Origin of the sequence: Streptomyces sp. NPDC002032 (assembly GCF_042890765.1) — a bacterium.
Classification (GTDB): Bacteria; Actinomycetota; Actinomycetes; order Streptomycetales; family Streptomycetaceae; genus Streptomyces.
Window position 1 is genome coordinate 268,373 of the sequence record NZ_JBIASM010000005.1, and the last position, 17,192, is coordinate 285,564.

The 17,192-nt window shown below is 72.0% G+C and carries 18 protein-coding genes; 4 read left to right on the forward strand and 14 right to left on the reverse strand.

Annotated elements, in window-relative coordinates; genetic code table 11:
- Window positions 1-2: 2 nt before the first annotated feature.
- The gene (locus ACFYYT_RS15210; protein ID WP_351815239.1) at window positions 3-2,057 is read right to left on the reverse strand and encodes an APC family permease; all 2,055 of its coding nucleotides are present in this window, start codon (window positions 2,055-2,057) and stop codon (window positions 3-5) included.
- A 210-nt stretch (window positions 2,058-2,267) separates the two neighbouring features.
- On the opposite strand from ACFYYT_RS15210, the gene ACFYYT_RS15215 reads away from it, so the two are divergent.
- Together ACFYYT_RS15215 and ACFYYT_RS15220 are read left to right on the forward strand one after the other, a co-directional pair.
- Window positions 2,268-2,936 (forward strand): TrkA family potassium uptake protein, encoded by a 669-nt coding sequence (locus ACFYYT_RS15215; protein ID WP_351815242.1) that lies wholly within the window; start codon window positions 2,268-2,270, stop codon window positions 2,934-2,936.
- Window positions 2,933-3,595 carry a TrkA family potassium uptake protein gene (locus tag ACFYYT_RS15220; RefSeq protein WP_266573493.1) on the forward strand — a complete coding sequence of 221 codons (663 nt, stop codon included), beginning with the start codon at window positions 2,933-2,935 and terminating at the stop codon, window positions 3,593-3,595. The genes ACFYYT_RS15215 and ACFYYT_RS15220 overlap by 4 nt, the downstream gene beginning before the upstream one ends.
- A 125-nt stretch (window positions 3,596-3,720) precedes the next feature.
- Here the strand turns inward: ACFYYT_RS15220 and ACFYYT_RS15225 are convergent, their stop codons facing one another.
- From ACFYYT_RS15225 to ACFYYT_RS15255, 7 genes are all read right to left on the reverse strand, one after another.
- Window positions 3,721-4,458, reverse strand: a complete 738-nt coding sequence (locus ACFYYT_RS15225; RefSeq protein WP_351815245.1) for a DUF3159 domain-containing protein — start codon at window positions 4,456-4,458, stop codon at window positions 3,721-3,723.
- Between the two features lie 3 nt (window positions 4,459-4,461).
- The gene (locus tag ACFYYT_RS15230) at window positions 4,462-4,881 is read right to left on the reverse strand and encodes an OB-fold nucleic acid binding domain-containing protein (protein ID WP_351815248.1); all 420 of its coding nucleotides are present in this window, start codon (window positions 4,879-4,881) and stop codon (window positions 4,462-4,464) included.
- Window positions 4,882-4,905: 24 nt separating this feature from the next.
- Window positions 4,906-5,592 (reverse strand): response regulator, encoded by a 687-nt coding sequence (locus ACFYYT_RS15235; RefSeq protein ID WP_351815251.1) that lies wholly within the window; start codon window positions 5,590-5,592, stop codon window positions 4,906-4,908.
- Window positions 5,589-8,234 carry a sensor histidine kinase KdpD gene (locus ACFYYT_RS15240; protein WP_351815254.1) on the reverse strand — a complete coding sequence of 882 codons (2,646 nt, stop codon included), beginning with the start codon at window positions 8,232-8,234 and terminating at the stop codon, window positions 5,589-5,591. The genes ACFYYT_RS15235 and ACFYYT_RS15240 overlap by 4 nt, the downstream gene beginning before the upstream one ends.
- Window positions 8,235-8,411: 177 nt before the next feature.
- Complete coding sequence (locus tag ACFYYT_RS15245; RefSeq protein WP_351815257.1) at window positions 8,412-9,194, reverse strand: DUF3710 domain-containing protein; 783 nt, start codon at window positions 9,192-9,194, stop codon at window positions 8,412-8,414.
- A gap of 1 nt (window position 9,195) precedes the next feature.
- The gene (dut, locus tag ACFYYT_RS15250) at window positions 9,196-9,741 is read right to left on the reverse strand and encodes a dUTP diphosphatase (RefSeq protein WP_351815259.1); all 546 of its coding nucleotides are present in this window, start codon (window positions 9,739-9,741) and stop codon (window positions 9,196-9,198) included.
- Window positions 9,741-10,325 carry a PaaI family thioesterase gene (locus tag ACFYYT_RS15255; RefSeq protein ID WP_351815261.1) on the reverse strand — a complete coding sequence of 195 codons (585 nt, stop codon included), beginning with the start codon at window positions 10,323-10,325 and terminating at the stop codon, window positions 9,741-9,743. The genes dut and ACFYYT_RS15255 overlap by 1 nt, the downstream gene beginning before the upstream one ends.
- 58 nt (window positions 10,326-10,383) lie before the next feature.
- Here ACFYYT_RS15255 and ACFYYT_RS15260 point away from each other — a divergent pair, with 58 nt between their 5' ends.
- Complete coding sequence (locus ACFYYT_RS15260; protein ID WP_351815263.1) at window positions 10,384-10,854, forward strand: DUF3093 domain-containing protein; 471 nt, start codon at window positions 10,384-10,386, stop codon at window positions 10,852-10,854.
- 34 nt (window positions 10,855-10,888) lie between these two features.
- Here ACFYYT_RS15260 and ACFYYT_RS15265 read toward each other — a convergent pair whose 3' ends face one another.
- The 4 genes from ACFYYT_RS15265 to ACFYYT_RS15280 all read right to left on the reverse strand — a co-directional run bounded on the left by ACFYYT_RS15265 (window position 10,889) and on the right by ACFYYT_RS15280 (window position 14,408).
- Window positions 10,889-11,815: a hypothetical protein gene (locus tag ACFYYT_RS15265; protein WP_351815265.1), complete on the reverse strand. Its 927-nt coding sequence runs from the start codon at window positions 11,813-11,815 to the stop codon at window positions 10,889-10,891.
- A 10-nt stretch (window positions 11,816-11,825) separates the two neighbouring features.
- On the reverse strand, window positions 11,826-12,122 hold the full coding sequence (locus ACFYYT_RS15270) for a DUF4193 domain-containing protein (RefSeq protein WP_030235196.1): 297 nt from the start codon (window positions 12,120-12,122) through the stop codon (window positions 11,826-11,828).
- Window positions 12,123-12,505: 383 nt separating this feature from the next.
- Window positions 12,506-13,750: a HAMP domain-containing sensor histidine kinase gene (locus ACFYYT_RS15275; protein ID WP_351815267.1), complete on the reverse strand. Its 1,245-nt coding sequence runs from the start codon at window positions 13,748-13,750 to the stop codon at window positions 12,506-12,508.
- 4 nt (window positions 13,751-13,754) lie between these two features.
- Entirely contained in the window at window positions 13,755-14,408 is a 654-nt protein-coding gene (locus ACFYYT_RS15280) for a response regulator transcription factor (protein ID WP_030235203.1), read from the reverse strand.
- A gap of 306 nt (window positions 14,409-14,714) precedes the next feature.
- Here ACFYYT_RS15280 and ACFYYT_RS15285 point away from each other — a divergent pair, with 306 nt between their 5' ends.
- On the forward strand, window positions 14,715-14,900 hold the full coding sequence (locus ACFYYT_RS15285; protein ID WP_351815270.1) for a hypothetical protein: 186 nt from the start codon (window positions 14,715-14,717) through the stop codon (window positions 14,898-14,900).
- Window positions 14,901-15,046: 146 nt separating this feature from the next.
- On the opposite strand, the gene ACFYYT_RS15290 is transcribed toward ACFYYT_RS15285, so the two are convergent.
- Window positions 15,047-15,850, reverse strand: coding sequence for an inositol monophosphatase family protein (locus ACFYYT_RS15290; RefSeq protein WP_351815272.1), 804 nt, complete (start codon window positions 15,848-15,850; stop codon window positions 15,047-15,049).
- Between the two features lie 11 nt (window positions 15,851-15,861).
- Window positions 15,862-17,022, reverse strand: coding sequence for a ferrochelatase (locus ACFYYT_RS15295; protein ID WP_351815274.1), 1,161 nt, complete (start codon window positions 17,020-17,022; stop codon window positions 15,862-15,864).
- Window positions 17,023-17,192 lie beyond the last annotated feature (170 nt).

Below are 17,192 nucleotides of genomic sequence, written 5' to 3' on the forward strand. Positions count from 1 at the left end.
TGCTACTTCCCCGCCGCGTCCTTCGACCGCGGCCTCGGGGTGTCGACCGGTCCGCGGCGCACGGCGCCGGGGGCGTTCCAGTCCTGGCGCTTCTTCGCCCGCCGCTTGGCGAGCTCCGAGGACTCCAGCTGGTAGGGCACCGAGGTGACCATCACGCCGGGCGTGAACAGCAGCCGGCCCTTGAGGCGCAGCGCGCTCTGGTTGTGCAGCAGGTGCTCGTACCAGCGGCCCACGACGTACTCGGGGATGTAGACGCTGACGGCGTCGCGCGGGTTCTCGCTGCGCAGCCCCTTCACGTACTCCACCACGGGCCGGGTGATCTCGCGGTAGGGCGAGTCGAGGATCTTCAGCGGGACGTTGATCCCGCGCCGCTCCCAGTCGGCCTTGAGCGCCTTGGTCTCGTCCGGGTCGACGCTGATGCTGAGCGCCTCCAGGGTGTCCGACCGGGTCAGCTTGGCGAAGGCCAGGGCCCGCAGGGTCGGCTTGTGGACCTTGGAGACAAGGACGATCGAGTGGACCCGGGAGGGGCGCACGCTGTCGTCGCTCGGCCCCTCGGCGGCGGCGATCTCGGCGGCGACCCGGTCGTAGTGCTTGCGGATCGCCGTCATCGTCCCGTAGAAGATCACCATGCCCAGCAGGGCGACCCAGGCGCCGTGGGTGAACTTGGTGGCGAGGACGACGACCAGCACCATGCCGGTGAAGAAGGCGCCGAAGGTGTTGATGGCGCGGGAGCGCTGCATCCGGCGCCGCGCCGCCTGGTCCCGCTCGCTGCGCAGGTGGCGGTTCCAGTGCCGGACCATGCCGATCTGGCTCAGCGTGAAGGAGACGAACACGCCGACGATGTAGAGCTGGATCAGCTTCGTGGAGTCGGCGTCGTAGATCCACACCAGCAGCATGGCGGCGCCCGCGAGGAGCACGATGCCGTTCGAGAAGGCGAGCCGGTCGCCGCGGGTGTGCAGCTGGCGCGGCAGGTAGCGGTCCTGGGCGAGGATCGAGCCGAGCAGCGGGAAGCCGTTGTACGCGGTGTTGGCGGCCAGGAACAGGACGAGCGCGGTGGCGGTCGCCAGCACGATGAACAGGAAGCTGCCGTTGCCGAAGACCGCTTCGGCGACCTGGGAGATCACCGGGTGCTGGACGAAGTCGGGGCCGACCGGCACGCCGTCCTTGAGCAGGTTGGTGGCGGGCGACTCGGCCATCCTGACGTCGGTGGCCATCGCCAGGCCGATGATCCCGCAGAACATGGTGACGGCCAGCCCGCCCATGAGGGCCAGGGTGGTGGCGGCGTTCTTGCTCTTGGGCTTGCGGAAGGCGGGCACGCCGTTGCTGATCGCCTCGACGCCCGTCAGGGCGGCACAGCCCGAGGAGAAGGCCCGCAGCAGCAGGAAGACGAGGGCGAAGCCCGCGAGCCCCTGGTGCTCGGCCTTGATCTCCAGCCCGGCGGTCGGGGCCTCCATGGTGTCGCCCATCACGAGGCCGCGCCAGGCTCCCCACGCGATCATGACGAAAACCGCGCCGACGAACACGTAGGTCGGAATGGCGAAGAGCTTTCCGGATTCCTTCACTCCGCGCAGATTCATCAGCGTGAGCAGCAGAATCATGATCATCGCCGAGAGCACCTTGTGCTCGATGACGAAATCGACGGCCGAACCGAGGTTCTCCACTCCGGAGGAGATCGACACGGCGACGGTCAGGACGTAGTCGACGAGCAGGGCGCTCGCCACGGTGAGCCCGGCCTTGGGCCCGAGGTTGGTGTTGGCGACCTCGTAGTCACCGCCGCCGCTCGGGTACGCGTGGACGTTCTGCCGGTATGAGGCGACCACCGTGAACATCAGCACGACGACCGCGAGCGCGATCCAGGGGCTGAAGTGGTACGCCGACACACCCGCGATCGAAAGGACCAGCAGCACCTCGCCCGGGGCATACGCCACCGAGGAGAGCGGGTCGGAGGCGAACACAGGAAGGGCGATCCGCTTGGGGAGAAGCGTTTCCCCGAGGCGGTCGCTTCGCAGCGCCCGGCCGATCAGGATCCGTTTGGGCACGTCGGTCAGTTTGGACACGCAGAGGATCGTAAGCGTTCGAAATGCGGCTGACGAACCCCCGTCCCACAGTGAGGGGCGATGGCCCCCCAATGGAACCCCCCGTGAGCCCCAAAGGGTCACACTCGTGACCGCCCGTGTGTAGCTTGGGCCATGGTCTGAGACCCTGTTTAGCCAGAGCATGCAATGAGGCTGGAAACCAGCGAGCCGCTGTCAGCCGGAAGGACGGCCGTGCACATCGTCATTATGGGCTGCGGAAGAGTGGGCTCCGCCCTCGCGCAGACCCTGGAACAGCAGGGGCATACGGTCGCGGTCGTCGACCAGGACCCCACCGCATTCCGCCGGCTGGGGGCTTCCTTCGGCGGTCGTCGCGTCACCGGGGTCGGCTTCGACCAGGACACCCTGAGGGAGGCCGGCATCGAGGACGCCGGCGCCTTCGCGGCGGTCAGCAGTGGTGACAATTCCAACATCATCGCTGCTCGCGTGGCCCGTGAGATGTTCGGCGTGGAGAACGTCGCCGCGCGCATCTACGACCCCAAGCGCGCGGAGGTCTACCAGCGTCTCGGCATCCCCACCGTCGCGACCGTACGGTGGACCGCCGACCAGATGCTGCGCCGGCTGCTGCCCTCGGGCGCGGAGCCGCTGTGGCGCGACCCCAGCGGCGGCGTGCAGCTCGCGGAGGTGCACACCTCCGCCGCCTGGATCGGGCACAAGGTGAGCAAGCTCCAGGACGAGACCGGAGTCCGTGTCGCGTTCCTCACCCGGCTGGGTGAGGCCACGCTGCCGACTTCGCAGACCGTGCTCCAGGAGGGCGACCTCGTCCACGTGATGATGCGCACGGACGAGATCGACAAGGTCGAGGCGGCCTTCGCCGAAGGGCCCGAGGAGGCACACGCATGAGGGTCGCGATCGCCGGAGCCGGCGCCGTGGGCCGCTCCATCGCGGGCGAGCTGCTGGAGAACGGCCACGAGGTGCTCCTCGTGGACAAGGCGCCGACCGCCATCTCGGTGGAGCGGGTCCCGCAGGCCGAGTGGCTGCTGGCCGACGCCTGCGAGATCACCTCGCTCGACGAGGCCGCGCTGCAGCGCTGCAACGTGGTCATCGCCGCCACCGGTGACGACAAGGTCAACCTGGTCGTCTCCCTGCTCGCCAAGACCGAGTACGGGGTCCCCCGGGTCGTGGCGCGGGTCAACAACCCGAAGAACGAGTGGCTCTTCAACGAGTCCTGGGGCGTCGACGTGGCCGTGTCCACGCCGCGCCTGATGTCGGCCCTGGTCGAGGAGGCCGTCAGCGTCGGCGACCTGGTGCGGCTGCTGCGCTTCAGCCACGGAGACGCCAACCTGGTCGAGCTGACCCTGCCGGCCGACTCCCCGGTCGCCGGCACCCAGATCAGCGAGATCACCTGGCCGGAGGACACCTCGCTCGTCACGATCATCCGGGGCAACCGGGTGCTCACCCCGCACGGCGAGGAGACCCTGGAGCCGGGCGACGAGCTCCTCTTCGTGGCCGCCCAGGCCCGCGAGGAACAGCTGGAGGACCTCCTCCAGGCCGGCCACTGATCCACGGGCCGCCGTACGGCGCAAGGGGCGGGGCGACCATCGGTCGCCCCGCCCCTTCCGTCTGCGCCGTACGCCTCGCGCAGCCACGCGGCGCCCAGCCCACCCAGCCGCTCAGCGCTCAGCGCTCAGAGCCCGTGTTCCCGCGCCGCGGCCCGCGCCGCCTTCTCGGCGGCCTCCTCGGCCTCGTACTCGGCGATGACGTCGATCGGCGGCGGCGCCTTCGCCAGGAAGACCCAGGTGAAGTAGACGGCCAGCACCATCGGCGGCAGCTTCAGCGCGATCAGCACCCAGCCCAGTTGCGTCGCGTCGCCCCACCAGTACAGCGGGAAGAGGATCGCGTACTTGGCGAGGAAGATCAGGCCCCACGCCAGGCTGGCCTTGGTGTACGCCTTCTTGCGCCCCGGGTTGCGGGTCCGCCAGGACAGGTTCTCCTTGAAGACCGGCCCCAGGATCACGCCCAGCAGCGGAAAGCCCACGAGCGCCGACAGCGTGAAGGCCACGCCCAGTCCGGCGCCGTAGATCATGCCGGGCAGGTAGAAGCCCTTGGCGCTGCCCGTGAACAGGGCGAAGGCCACGCCCACGCCCACGCCGAAGACCCCGCTGAAGGCGTGCTTGACGGTGTCCTTGCGCAGCAGCCGGACGATCACCAGCAGGACGGCGAGGGCGCCCGCCGCGATGGCCGAGGACGTCACGTCCTTGTTGATCGTGTAGATCATCACGAAGAGCAGGCCGGGGAGCATCGTCTCCACGGTGCCCCGGATGCCGCCGAAGGCGTCGAACAGCGCCGCCTGCGTCACGGCCTTCTGGTCCTCGGAGGGCGCGGCGTCGGGGTCGGGGGTGGTCGGTCGGTCGAATGACGTCACCGGTCAGTGCTCCTGTCCGAGCGGTCGGAGTTCGTACTTCGGGTTGAAGAGCACCCGGCGCCCATGACTCATCGAAATCCGCCCGGAGGCGATCATGCGGCGCCCGGGCTCGATTCCCACGATCGAGCGACGTCCGAGCCACACCACGTCGAGTGCGGCCGATCCGTCGAACAGCTCCGCCTCCAGGGCGGGCACGCCCGCCCGGGGGCGCAGGGTGACGGTACGCAGGGTTCCGGTCACCTTGACTATCTGACGATCGTGGCAGTCGCAGATCCGCGTGCACCCCGCGGCTTCTGCGGCCTGCTGCAGCTCCGCCGAATGCAGCTCTTCCTGGGAGGTCGACAGCCGCTCTATCATCCGGCGGAACCGGCCCGCCGGCCTGGCCGGCTTCGCGGGCTTCTCGGGACGCGGTTCAGCACTCATACGGGAAGCCTACCGGCGCTCCGGCTACCTCTCGAAGCGGTATCCCATGCCCGGTTCGGTGATGAAGTGCCGCGGGTGCGAGGGGTCCGCCTCCAGCTTGCGGCGCAGCTGCGCCATGTAGACCCGCAGGTAGTTGGTCTCCGTGCCGTACGAGGGCCCCCAGACCTCCTGGAGGAGCTGCTTCTGGCTGACGAGCTTGCCGCCGTTGCGCACCAGCACCTCCAGCAGGTGCCACTCGGTGGGCGTCAGGCGTACGTCGCGTCCCTCGCGCACCGCCTTCTTGGCCGCGAGGTCCACCGTGAAGCCCTCGGTCTCCACCACCACCTCGTCCCCGCCCGCCCCGCCGGCCGGCTCGGCCCGGCGGACGGCGGCCCGGAGCCGGGCCAGCAGCTCGTCCATGCCGAACGGCTTGGTGACGTAGTCGTCGGCGCCCGCGTCGAGGGCCTCGACCTTCTCGTCGGAGCTGTGCCGGGCGGAGAGGACCAGGATCGGCACCCGGGTCCAGCCGCGGAGCCCCCTGATCACCTCGACGCCGTCCATGTCGGGCAGGCCGAGGTCGAGGACGACCACGTCGGGGTGGCGGGCCGCCGCGAGCTCCAGGGCCTGGGCCCCGTCGGCGGCGGCGTCGACCTCGTACTTGCGCGCCTTCAGGTTGATCACGAGGGCCCGGACGATCTGCGGTTCGTCGTCCACCACGAGCACCCGGGTCATCGGGGTCCTGCTTTCTGTCGTCCGGAGTGGTCCCCGGTCTCGGTCGGAGCGGGGGGCGGCCGGTGCGCGGTCCGCCCGGCGGCCCCCGCCCGGTCAACGGCGCCGGGCGGGCTCCCGGTTCCGGCGCGGGCCGGTTCCCGCCGGGCCGCCGCGCGCAGGGTGAGCACCATCGTCAGGCCGCCGCCGGGGGTGTCCTCGGCCGTCAGGGTGCCGTCCATCGCCTCCGCGAAGCCCCGGGCCACCGCCAGGCCGAGGCCCACGCCGGTGCCGCGCGGGGCGTCGCCGTGGCGCTGGAAGGGGGCGAAGATCCGGTCCTTGGCCGCGTCCGGCACCCCGGGGCCGCGGTCGACGACGCGCACCTCGACGCGGTCGCCGAGGAAGCTGGCCGCAACGAGCACCGGCTCCCCGCGCGGGGAGTACTTGACGGCGTTCTCCACCACGTTGGCCACGGCCCGCTCCAGCAGCCCCGGGTCCACCGCCACCATCGGCAGGGTCTCCGGCACGTCGAGCAGCACGCTGCCCTCGGGTACGCCGCCCAGCGCCATCGGCACCACCTCGTCCAGGTCGATCTCCCGGATCAGCGGTGTCACGGTGCCGGTCTGCAGCCGGGACATGTCCAGCAGGTTCCCCACCAGGTGGTCCAGCCGGTCGGCGCCGTCCTCGAGGCCCTCCAGCAGCTCGGCCCGGTCCTCCTCGGACCACTCCACGTCGGCGGAGCGCAGGGAGCTGACGGAGGCCTTGATGGAGGCCAGCGGGGTGCGCAGGTCGTGGCTGACGGCGGCCAGCAGTGCGGTGCGGATCCGGTTGCCCTCGGCGAGGCGGCGGGCCTCCTCGGCCTCCCCCACCAGCCGCTGGCGGTCGAGGACGACGGCGGCCTGGGCGGCGAAGGCGCCGAGCACCCTGCGGTCGCCGGCCGGCAGCACCCGGCCGGACAGGGCCAGCGCCATGTGGTCGCCGATCGGCATGTCCACGTCGGCGTCCTCGGGCCGGGCGGCCGGGCTGGGGCCGACGCTGCCGGCCGGGACCCAGGGCTCCAGGTCCCCGGCGCGCTCCAGCAGGGCCACCGACTCCATCGCGAAGGTCTCGCGCACCCGCTCCAGCAGCGCGTCCAGGGCCGTCTCGCCGCGCAGCACACTCCCGGCCAGGAAGGAGAGGATCTCGGACTCCGCGCGCAGCCGGGCCGCCTGGTGCGTTCGCCGGGCCGCCAGGTCCACCACCGAGGCGACCGAGACAGCGACCCCGAAGAACACGGCGATGGCCATGATGTTCCTGGGATCGGAGACGGTGAACCGGTGCAGCGGCGGGGCGAAGAAGTAGTTCAGCAGGAGGGATCCGAAGGCCGCGGAGGCCAGGGCCGGCCAGAGGCCGCCGAGCAGCGCCGCCGCCACGGTCAGGGCGAGGAAGAGCAGCATGTCGTTGGCGAGGCCGGGGTCGGCGGTGGTGTGCGTGAGCAGCAGGCACAGCAGCGCGGGCAGGACCACCCCGACGACCCAGCCGGCCACGATCCTGGGCCGGCCGAGCCGGGCGGCCGAGCGGACCACCGGCAGTCCGCGTCCCCTGGCCACCTCCTCGTGGGTGACGATGTGCACGTCGAGGTCGGGGCCCGAGTCCCGGGCGACGGTGGCGCCCACGCCGGGGCCCAGGACGTACTGCCAGTTCCTGCGGCGGCTGGAGCCGAGCACGATCTGGGTGGCGTTGACGCCGCGGGCGAATTCCAGGAGGGCTTCGGGGATGTCGTCCCCGATCACATGGTGAAACGTTCCGCCAAGGTCTTCGACCAGGGTCCGCTGGACCGCGAGCTCCTTCGGCGAGGCCGAGGTGAGCCCGTCGCTGCGGGCGATGTAGACGGCGAGGATCTCGCTGCCGGAGCCCTTGGCCGCCATCCGCGAGGCCCGGCGGATCAGCGTGCGCCCCTCGGGCCCTCCGGTGAGCCCGACGACGATGCGCTCGCGCGCCTGCCAGGTGGAGCGTATGCCGTGCTCGCCCCGGTACTCCTGGAGGTACTCGTCGGCCCGGTCCGCGACCCACAGCAGGGCCAGCTCGCGCAGCGCGGTGAGGTTGCCGGGCCGGAAGTAGTTCGACAGGGCCGCGTCGACCTTGTCGGGCCGGTAGATGTTGCCGTGGGCCATCCGCCGCCGCAGGGCCTGCGGGGACATGTCGACCAGCTCGATCTGGTCGGCCCGGCGGACCACCTCGTCCGGCACCGTCTCGCGCTGGCGCACTCCGGTGATCGACTCGACCACGTCGCCGAGCGACTCCAGGTGCTGGATGTTGACGGTGGACACCACGTCGACGCCGGCCCGGAGCAGTTCCTCCACGTCCTGCCAGCGCTTGGCGTTGCGCGACCCCGGCACGTTGGTGTGGGCCAGCTCGTCCACCAGCGCCACGGCCGGACGGCGCGCCAGCACCGCGTCCAGGTCCATCTCGGTGAACTCCGCGCCCCGGTGGGCCAGCACCCTGCGCGGCACCTGTTCGAGGCCGTGCAGCATCACCTCGGTGCGGGCCCGCCCGTGGTGCTCGACGAAGCCCACGACGCAGTCGGCGCCGCGCTCCACCCGGCGGTGGGCCTCCGACAGCATGGCGTACGTCTTGCCCACACCGGGCGCCGCGCCGAGATAGATCCTTAGCCTGCCGCGTCCCATGCGCTCATTCTCGGGGACGCCGCCGAGGTTCACGCACCGATGGGCGGGCCGGGGCACATCCCTGACGCATCCCTGACGCCCCCGCCGCGGACCCGGGCGCGCGAAAGCCGGTGGGCCCCGCACCCGGGGGTGCGGGGCCCACCGGCCCTGGAATCGGTGCCCCGGCGGGGCCGCGGGTCAGCGGACCTCGGTGATCTCCGGGCCGCGCTCCAGCTGGCCCATGCCACCGCCGAAGCGGGAGCCTTCCTGGTCCTCGGCCGTCTGCACGCCGTCCGGCACCATCTGGGCGTCGTTCGGCAGCTTCAGGACGATGGGGTCGCGCGGGGCCATCGGCCCCTCGCCACGCAGGACGACGGTCTCGCGGAAGATCTGTTCCAGCACGCCGGCCGACTCCGGGCGCACCGCGCCCTGGCCGGAGATCACGCCGCGCAGGAACCAGCGCGGGCCGTCGACGCCGACGAAGCGGACCAGCTGGGCGCCGGTCTGGCCGTCGGGCAGCGGGACGGGCACCTGGGCGCGCAGCTCCCAGCCCAGCGGACCCTCGACCTCGTCGATGATGCCGCCCTGCTGGGTGATGCCCGAGGCGATCTCGTCGCGGACCTCGCCCCAGATGCCCTCCTTCTTGGGCGCGGCGAAGGCCTGCAACTGCACGGCACTGTCCCCGAGGACCACGGTGGCGGCGACGATCGCGTCCCCGGCGACCTCGACGCGCAGTTCCATGCCCTCGACACCGGGTACGAGGATGCCGCCCAGGTCGACCCGGCCCTCGGCCGGGTTCCCGGGTACTTCCGAGACGTCCCACGGGCCGTCGGGCCGCGGGGCCGGAGGCAGGTTCAGCCTGCGCGGCCCGGCGGAGTCGAGTCCGTCGGCGTCGTCCGGCTCGTCGGCGCGCACGCCGTCGACCTGCTCGGCCGCGCCGCCGTCCTTGACGGAGTCGTTCTTCTTGCGACGTCCGAACACGTCACTGTCCTTCCCGGTCGGTTACGACCGAAGCGTAGCCATTCCCACCCTGCTGACCAGCGCCCGATCCGGCCACGGCCGCATGACCGCCGGTCGAGCCGAACCCCCCGTCGGCCCGGGCCGATCCGGGCAGCTCCTCCACTTCGTGGAAGCGCACCTTCTCGACCCGCTGGACAACCAGCTGGGCAATGCGGTCGAAACGCTCGAACCTGACGCTCTCGCGCGGGTCGAGATTGACCACGATCACCTTGATTTCCCCACGGTACCCGGCATCCACCGTCCCCGGGGCATTCACGAGCGCGAGCCCGCAGCGGGCGGCCAGGCCCGAGCGCGGGTGCACGAAGGCGGCGTACCCGTCGGGCAGCGCGATGGCGATGCCGGTGGGCAGTACGGCCCGCTCCCCGGGCGCCAGCTCGGCCGCCTCGGTGGTCACGAGATCGCAGCCGGCGTCGCCGGGGTGACCGTAGGCGGGCAGGGGCACCTCGGGGTCGACGCGGCGGATCAGCACGTCGACGTCATGGCGGGGCGCGTGGTTGTTCTGGGACATCAGGGGTTCACCTCGAAGGCGCGTGCGCGCCTGACCTGGTCCGGGTCGGACATCGCCGCCCGGATCTCCTCGGGCCGACCGTTGTCGATGAAGTGGTCGACCTTCACCTCTATGAACAGGGCCTCGGCGCGTACGGCCACCGGTCCCTGCGGGCCGCCTATCCTGCCGACGGCCCTGGAGTAGATCTTCCGCCCGGCGACGGCGGTGACCTCGGCCTCCAAGTGCAGCACGGTGTCCACGGGCACGGGCCGTACGAAGTCGGTCTCCAGCCGGCCGGTGACCGCGATGAGGCGCAGCAGCCAGTTCAGGGAGCCGAGCGTCTCGTCGAGCGCGGTGGCCAGGACGCCGCCGTGGGCGAGCCCCGGGGCACCCTGGTGAGCGGGCTTGACGGTGAACTCGGCGGTGACGCGCACGCCCTCACCCGCGCGGGCCTCAAGATGGAGCCCGTGGGGCTGACCCTCGCCGCAGCCGAAACAGTGTCCGTAGTGCGCGCCGAGGAGCTCACCGGGTGCCGGGGCATCGGGGTGCCGGACCGGTGCGACGGCATCGGCGGGGGGCGTCAACGCTGTGTTTCGTCCACTCACAGCCGCAGACCTTACCCGCGCGGCTACCCGCCGGTCGCCTCGTGGCAGGCTTGCCCGTATGCAGCTCTCCCCCGCGCACCACGACGAACGCCTGTCCGCCCCCCGCTCCTGGTGGGGCATCGCCGCACTGACCGGTGTGGCGTGCGCCCTGACGCTGCTCCCGCTGGGCGCGCTGCCGCCGCTGGCGGGGCTGGTCGGCGGCACCGTGCTGGCGGGGATGGTGGTGAGTTCGTACGGGTCCGCGCGCGTGCGCGTGGTGAACGGTTCCCTCGCCGCGGGCGACGCCCACATCCCGGTGGCCGCCCTCGGCGAGCCCGAGGTGCTGGAGGCCGAGGAGGCCCGGGCCTGGCGCACCTACAAGGCGGACATGCGGGCCTTCATGCTGATGCGGAGCTACGTGCCCACCGCGGTGCGCGTCGAGGTGACGGACCCGGCCGACCCCACTCCGTACGTGTACGTCTCCACGCGCGAGCCCCAGGCCCTGGCGGCGGCCATCCGCGCGGCGAAGGACGCCCCGGCCGGAGCCTGACGCCCGGGCCGGTCCCGGCCCGCTCCGGCCGGTCTCAGCCGTCCTCGCGCGGCGGGCCCTCCAGTGCGCGCTCGCCGGCCCCGGGAAGGGGCTGGGCGGGGGTCTCACGGGGCGCGGGCGCGGGCAGTGCGTCCCAGGACACGGCACGCCGCCGCAGGTCACCACGCACCTTCTCGGCGACTTTGCGGGTGTCGCGGCGGTTCATCGCCGCTCCGACGGCCGCGCCCACCATGAAAGGCATGAGGTTGGGCAGGTTGCGGAACGTCCGCTTCATGATCTGCTGGCGCAGTTCGCGCTTCATCTGCCCGCCGAGCGCCGCGTTCAGCGTCGTCGGCTTGGTCAGGTCGATCCCGCGCTCCTCGGTCCATGCCGTGAGGTAGGCGAGGCTGCGGTCCTTCAGGGTGCCGGGGGCGCGCTGTCCGTAGACCTCGTGCAGTTCGGCGACGAGCTTGAGTTCGATGGCGGCGACGGCGGTGATCTCCGCGGCCAGCTCCGCCGGCATGGCGGGCGGAACCGGCAGCATCGCCGCGGCGCCGATGCCCGCGCCGACGGTCGACGTGGCATGGGCGGCGCCGGAGATCAGCTTGTCGGCCAGCTGATCGGGGTCGAGGCCCGGGAACTGCGCGCGCAGCGTCGCGAGGTCCCGAACCGGAACGCGCGGTGCGTTCTGGATGATGCGGTCGGTGATGTACAGGGCGGCGGCCCTGGCGCTTTCGCCGCCCTTGCGCACACCGTTCTTGACGGCTTGCATCCGACCCGCCCCGGGCTTGTCCCGGGATCCCTCGCCGGCCTGGGCGGCCGATGGCACCACGTCCGTGGCGCCCGAGGGCGGGGCGGTCGCGTCGACGGCCGAGGCGCCGGTGGCACCGGGGCCCGTTTCCGGGCCCGTGGCCGCCTGCGTCTCCGCCTGACCGCCGGATTTCCGGAAGCGTCGCTTCCGAAAGGGCGTCGAGCCGGTCACGGCCGGGGCCTCAGTCGCAGTCGCGGCAGATCGGCTGGCCGTTCTTCTCGCGTGCCAGCTGGCTGCGGTGGTGCACCAGGAAGCAGCTCATGCAGGTGAACTCATCGGCCTGCTTGGGGAGCACCCGGACGGCCAGTTCCTCGTTGGAGAGGTCCGCGCCGGGCAGCTCCAGGCTCTCGGCGCCGTCGAAGTCCTCGACATCTACGTTCGAAGAGGACTTCTCGCTGCGCCGGGCCTTCAGCTCCTCGATGCTGTCGTTGTCGACGTCATCGTCGGTCTTGCGTGGGGTGTCGTAGTCCGTTGCCATTTTTTCGCTCTCCCCCTCTGGGATTTAGCGGTGTCTCAGCGCACGTAACGCGCGAGAGGCCGGACTTGTGCCCGACCTGAGGCGGAGATTTTGCCTCACATCAAGGTCTGTTACTCAATCGACACCCAGCCGCACGCCCGAAGGACTTGTAGCTGGGATGACGACCGGGACCGTACACGGTCCGGGGGCCGTCTTGCACAAACGCCACCCGGTGTATTTCCCGCCATCAAGGGGACCGGAAACCCGGACTTCCCGGGCTTTCCGGCCGCCATGGGGTCACCGAACGCACATGACCCGACACTCGACAATGTGATCGATCACACAGGTACCATCCTCCACCCGTTCCGGCCATTCCGCTGACAGCGAACAGGGGCCCGGGCCGGTCACAAGGGCAACGTGACGCGCATCACGAGGCCACCGCCCTCGCGCGGGGTCGCCAGGATGCGGCCGCCGTGTGCGCGCGCCACGGAGCGCGCGATGGACAGGCCGAGCCCCACACCCTTGTCGCTGCCCGTTCGCTCCGTACGCAGCCGCCTGAAGGGCTCGAAGAGGTTGTCCACCTCGTACGCGGGAACCACGGGACCCGTGTTCGACACGAGGAGCACCGCCTGGCCGTGCTGGACCTCGGTCGTGACCTCCACCCAGCCGCCCTCCGGCACGTTGTACCGGACGGCGTTCTGCACCAGGTTGAGGGCGATCCGCTCCAGCAGGACGCCGTTGCCCTGGACCACGGCCAGCGCCCGTTCGCCGCGGATCTCCACGTCCTTCGCGGCGGCCTCGCCGCGCGCCTGGTCGATGGCCCGCGAGGCGACCTCCGCCAGGTCCACCGGTTTGCGTTCGACGATCTGGTTCTCGCTGCGCGCCAGCAGCAGCAGGCCCTCGACCAGCTGCTCGCTGCGCTCGTTGGTGGCCAGCAGCGTCTTGCCGAGCTGCTGGAGCTCCACCGCGGCCCCGGGATCCGACAGGTGCACCTCCAGCAGCGTCCGGTTGATGGCCAGTGGGGTCCGCAGCTCGTGCGAGGCGTTGGCCACGAAGCGCTGCTGGGCCGTGAAGGCCCGCTCCAGCCGGTCGAGCATCTCGTCGAAGGTGTCGGCGAGCTCCTTCAGCTCGTCGTCCGGCCCGTCCAGCTCGATCCGCCGGGTCAGGTCGGAGCCGACCACGCGGCGGGCGGTACGGGTGATCTTGCCCAGCGGCGAGAGCACCCGGCCGGCCATCGCGTAGCCGAAGGCGAAGGCGATGATGCTGAGGCCCAGGAGGGCCATCAGCGAGCGGCGCAGCAGGTCGTCCAGCGCGTGCTTGCGCTGGTCGAGGATGCACTGCCCGATCGCGGCGTTGAACTGGTCGATCGACTGGTCGATGCCCACGCCGGAGCAGGTGGTGCTGGAGACCTCCACCTTCTGGCCGCCGACGATCTTGAACGGGAGGGCGTTGCCCTCCCGCAGCGCCTGCGCGGCGAGCAGGTAGATGATCGACAGCAGCAGGATCCCGGCGATCAGGAACATGCCGCCGTAGAGCAGGGTGAGGCGTATGCGGATGGTCGGCCTCAGCCAAGGGAAGGGACCCTCGGGCTGGCCGGGGTCCCAGGTCGGTTTCGGCGGCGCCGCCGGTGGCGCCGGGGTCGCGGCCACCCGGTCAGATCCGGTATCCGGAGCCGGGCACCGTCACGATGACGGGCGGCTCGCCGAGCTTGCGGCGCAGGGTCATCACGGTCACCCTCACCACGTTGGTGAAGGGGTCGGTGTTCTCGTCCCAGGCCTTCTCCAGCAGCTGCTCGGCCGAGACCACGGTCCCCTCGCTGCGCATGAGGACCTCCAGCACCGCGAACTCCTTCGGCGCCAGCTGCACCTCCTTGCCCTCCCGGAACACCTCGCGCCGGTTGGGGTCCAGCTTGATCCCGGCCCGCTCCAGGACGGGCGGCAGGGCCACGGTGGTCCGCCGTCCGAGCGCGCGGACGCGGGCGGTCAGCTCGGTGAAGGCGAAGGGCTTGGGCAGGTAGTCGTCCGCCCCCAGCTCCAGGCCCTCGACCCGGTCGCTGACGTCGCCCGAGGCCGTGAGCATGAGCACCCGGGTGGGCATGCCGAGTTCGATGATCCGCCGGCAGACGTCGTCCCCGTGGACCAGGGGAAGGTCCCGGTCGAGCACGACCACGTCGTAGTCGTTCACCCCGACGCGCTCCAGGGCCGCGGCGCCGTCGTACACGACGTCCACGGCCATGGCCTCCCGGCGCAGGCCGGTGGCCACCGCATCGGCGAGCAGCTGCTCGTCCTCGACGACGAGTACGCGCACGTCGTTTCCTTCCTTCGAGCCCAGAAGGGCACACGTGTATTGCGCCTCCATCCTGCCGGTTTCCGCCGTAAACCGGCTGTAAGGCGCCCCTGCGGCCCCCCGGCGGCCCGCCCCCCGCGCCCCGCGGCGGGCACGTGCCGGGGGTGGACGGGAGGTGGGGACGGTGTGGAGGTGAGGATTCCCTCGCCTCACGAGGTTTCTGGGCCCAGGGTGCCGGGGAGGACGTCAGCACACCCCAACCACTCCCTGGACGGCGGACGGCCCGTTCCGTCCGTCGCCGACCCACGCAGAGGGGGCGCACCCACCATGGACGCATTCACCGCGGGTCTCCTGCAGCGCATCAAGGCCACGCAGTCGGACCTCAGCAAGGCCCGTGAGACGGGCGACGACTACCTCGCGGATGTGGAACAGGCCGAGCTGGAAGACCTCCAGCGGCTCGCCGCGGAACACGGCGTGGCCGTGGCCGTGGCAGCGACGGCCACCGCGGCCTGACCCGCCGGCACCCGACCCCAGCCCGTACGGACCCCTGCCGCCCTTCCCGGCGGCGGGGGTCCGTCTTCATGTCCGGGCCGACCGGACACCGGACGCCCGGACCCGCGCGCCCGTGCCCGGGACGCCCGTCCCCGGGATCCGGCGGGTCAGTCGTGCCAGGCGCCGTTCTCCTCCAGCAGCGGCTGGAGGGAGGCGAAGACCGCCGGGGAGGCCGCCAGGGCCAGCTCCCCCGAGGCCGGCTGCCCGGGCCGCCCGCCGGTCAGGGCGCCCGCCTCGCGGGCGATCAGCTCGCCCGCGGCGAGGTCCCAGGGGTTCAGCCCGCGCTCGTAGTACCCGTCGAGCCGCCCCGCGGCGACGTCGCACAGGTCCAGCGCCGCCGAGCCGCCCCGCCGGATGTCGCGCACCAGCGGAATGACCCGCCGGGCCACCTCGGCCTGGTGGGCCCGCCGGGTCTGGACGTACGCGAACCCGGTGCCGATCAGCGCCTGGTCCAGCGGCGCCGGCGCCCGGCAGGCGAGCCGGGCCGTCCCCAGCCAGGCCCCGCCGCCGAGGACCGCGTGGTACGTCTCCCCGCGCATCGGGGCCGCCACCACCCCGGCCACCGTCTCGCCCCGGTACTCGGCGGCGATGGACACGCCCCAGCTGGGCAGCCCGTAGAGGTAGTTCACGGTGCCGTCCAGCGGGTCGACGATCCAGCGCACCCCGCTGGTGCCGGGGCTGTCCGCGCCCTCCTCGCCGAGCAGCCCGTCGGCGGGCCGGCGTTCGGCGAGGATCCCGCAGATCAGCTTCTCGGCCGCGATGTCCATCTCGGTCACCACGTCGATCGGGCTGGACTTCGTCGCCGCCACGACCAGGTCCGCGGGGCGGCCGTCGCGCAGCAGCTCCCCGGCGCGCCGGGCGGCCTCCAGGCCCACGTCCAGCAGTTCGGCCGTCAGTTCCTCGGAGATCATGGTCCGGCTCCCTACGCGTACGGGCTGTCGGCGCCCGCGGCCGCCGGCCGGGGCTCGCGCGCCGGGCAGCAGCCCACGGCGCAGAGGTCGTGGCTCGGGCCGAGCAGTCCGAGCGCGCACCGCTCGGCGGGCTCGCCGCGTTCGGTGGCGGCCCGCTCCAGCACGAGGTCGCGTACGGCCGCCGCGAACCGCGGGTCCGCGCCGACCGTCGCCGAGCGGGCGACGGGCAGGCCCAGTTCCGCTGCCTTCGCCATGGCCTCGGTGTCGAGGTCGTAGAGGACCTCCATGTGGTCGGAGACGAAGCCGATCGGGACCATCACGGCCGCCGGGGCGCCCGCGGCGTGCAGGGCCTCCAGGTGGTCGCAGACGTCCGGCTCCAGCCAGGGGATGTGCGGGGCGCCGCTGCGCGACTGGTAGACGAGCTCCCAGGGCAGGGCGGTGCCCGTCTCCGCGCGGACGGCCCGCGCGATCACGGCGGCGACGTCGAGGTGCTGCCTGACGTAGGCGCCGCCGTCGCCGTGCTCCCCGGCCGGGCCGGAGGCGTCGGCGGCGGCCGTCGGGATGGAGTGGGTGGTGAAGACCAGGTGCGCCCCGTCGCGCACCTGCTCGGGGAGTCCGGCCAGCGCGGCGAGCACCCCGTCGATCATGGGCTGCACGAAGCCGGGGTGGTTGAAGTAGTGCCGCAGCTTGTCCACCCGGGGCAGTTCGGCCACGCCCTCCGCTTCGAGGGCGGCCAGGGCGTCGGCGAGGTTCTCCCGGTACTGGCGACAGCCCGAGTAGGAGGCGTAGGCGCTGGTGGCGAGTACGGCGATGCGGCGACGGCCGTCGGCGGCCATCTCCCGCAGCACATCGGTCAGATACGGGGCCCAGTTCCGGTTGCCCCAGTACACCGGCAGGTCCAGCCCGTGTCCGGCGAAGTCCTTGCGCAGCGCGTCCAGCAGCTCGCGGTTCTGCCCGTTGATCGGGCTGACGCCGCCGAAACCGAAGTAGTGCTGCCCGACCTCCTTGAGGCGCTCGCGCGGGATCCCGCGCCCGCGCGTGACGTTCTCCAGGAACGGCACGACGTCGTCGGGTCCTTCGGGGCCGCCGAAGGACAGCAGCAGGAGGGCGTCGTAGGGGGCGGCGAGGCCTTCGGCCGCGGGCGCTTCGGGGGCACGGAGCTGGTCTGACATGCCTCGAATCCTGCCACTCGGCGTCCTGCGGGGGGGCAACCGCCCGGTCCGCGTCCCGGACGCGTCGCAGGTAAGGTGACCCTAAGTTCCCATGGCCGGGGTGGAATCGCCCCGGTCGGTCCCCGTGCGGGTGCCGTACCGGCGGTCGTAACCTGTATGGGCCGATGACG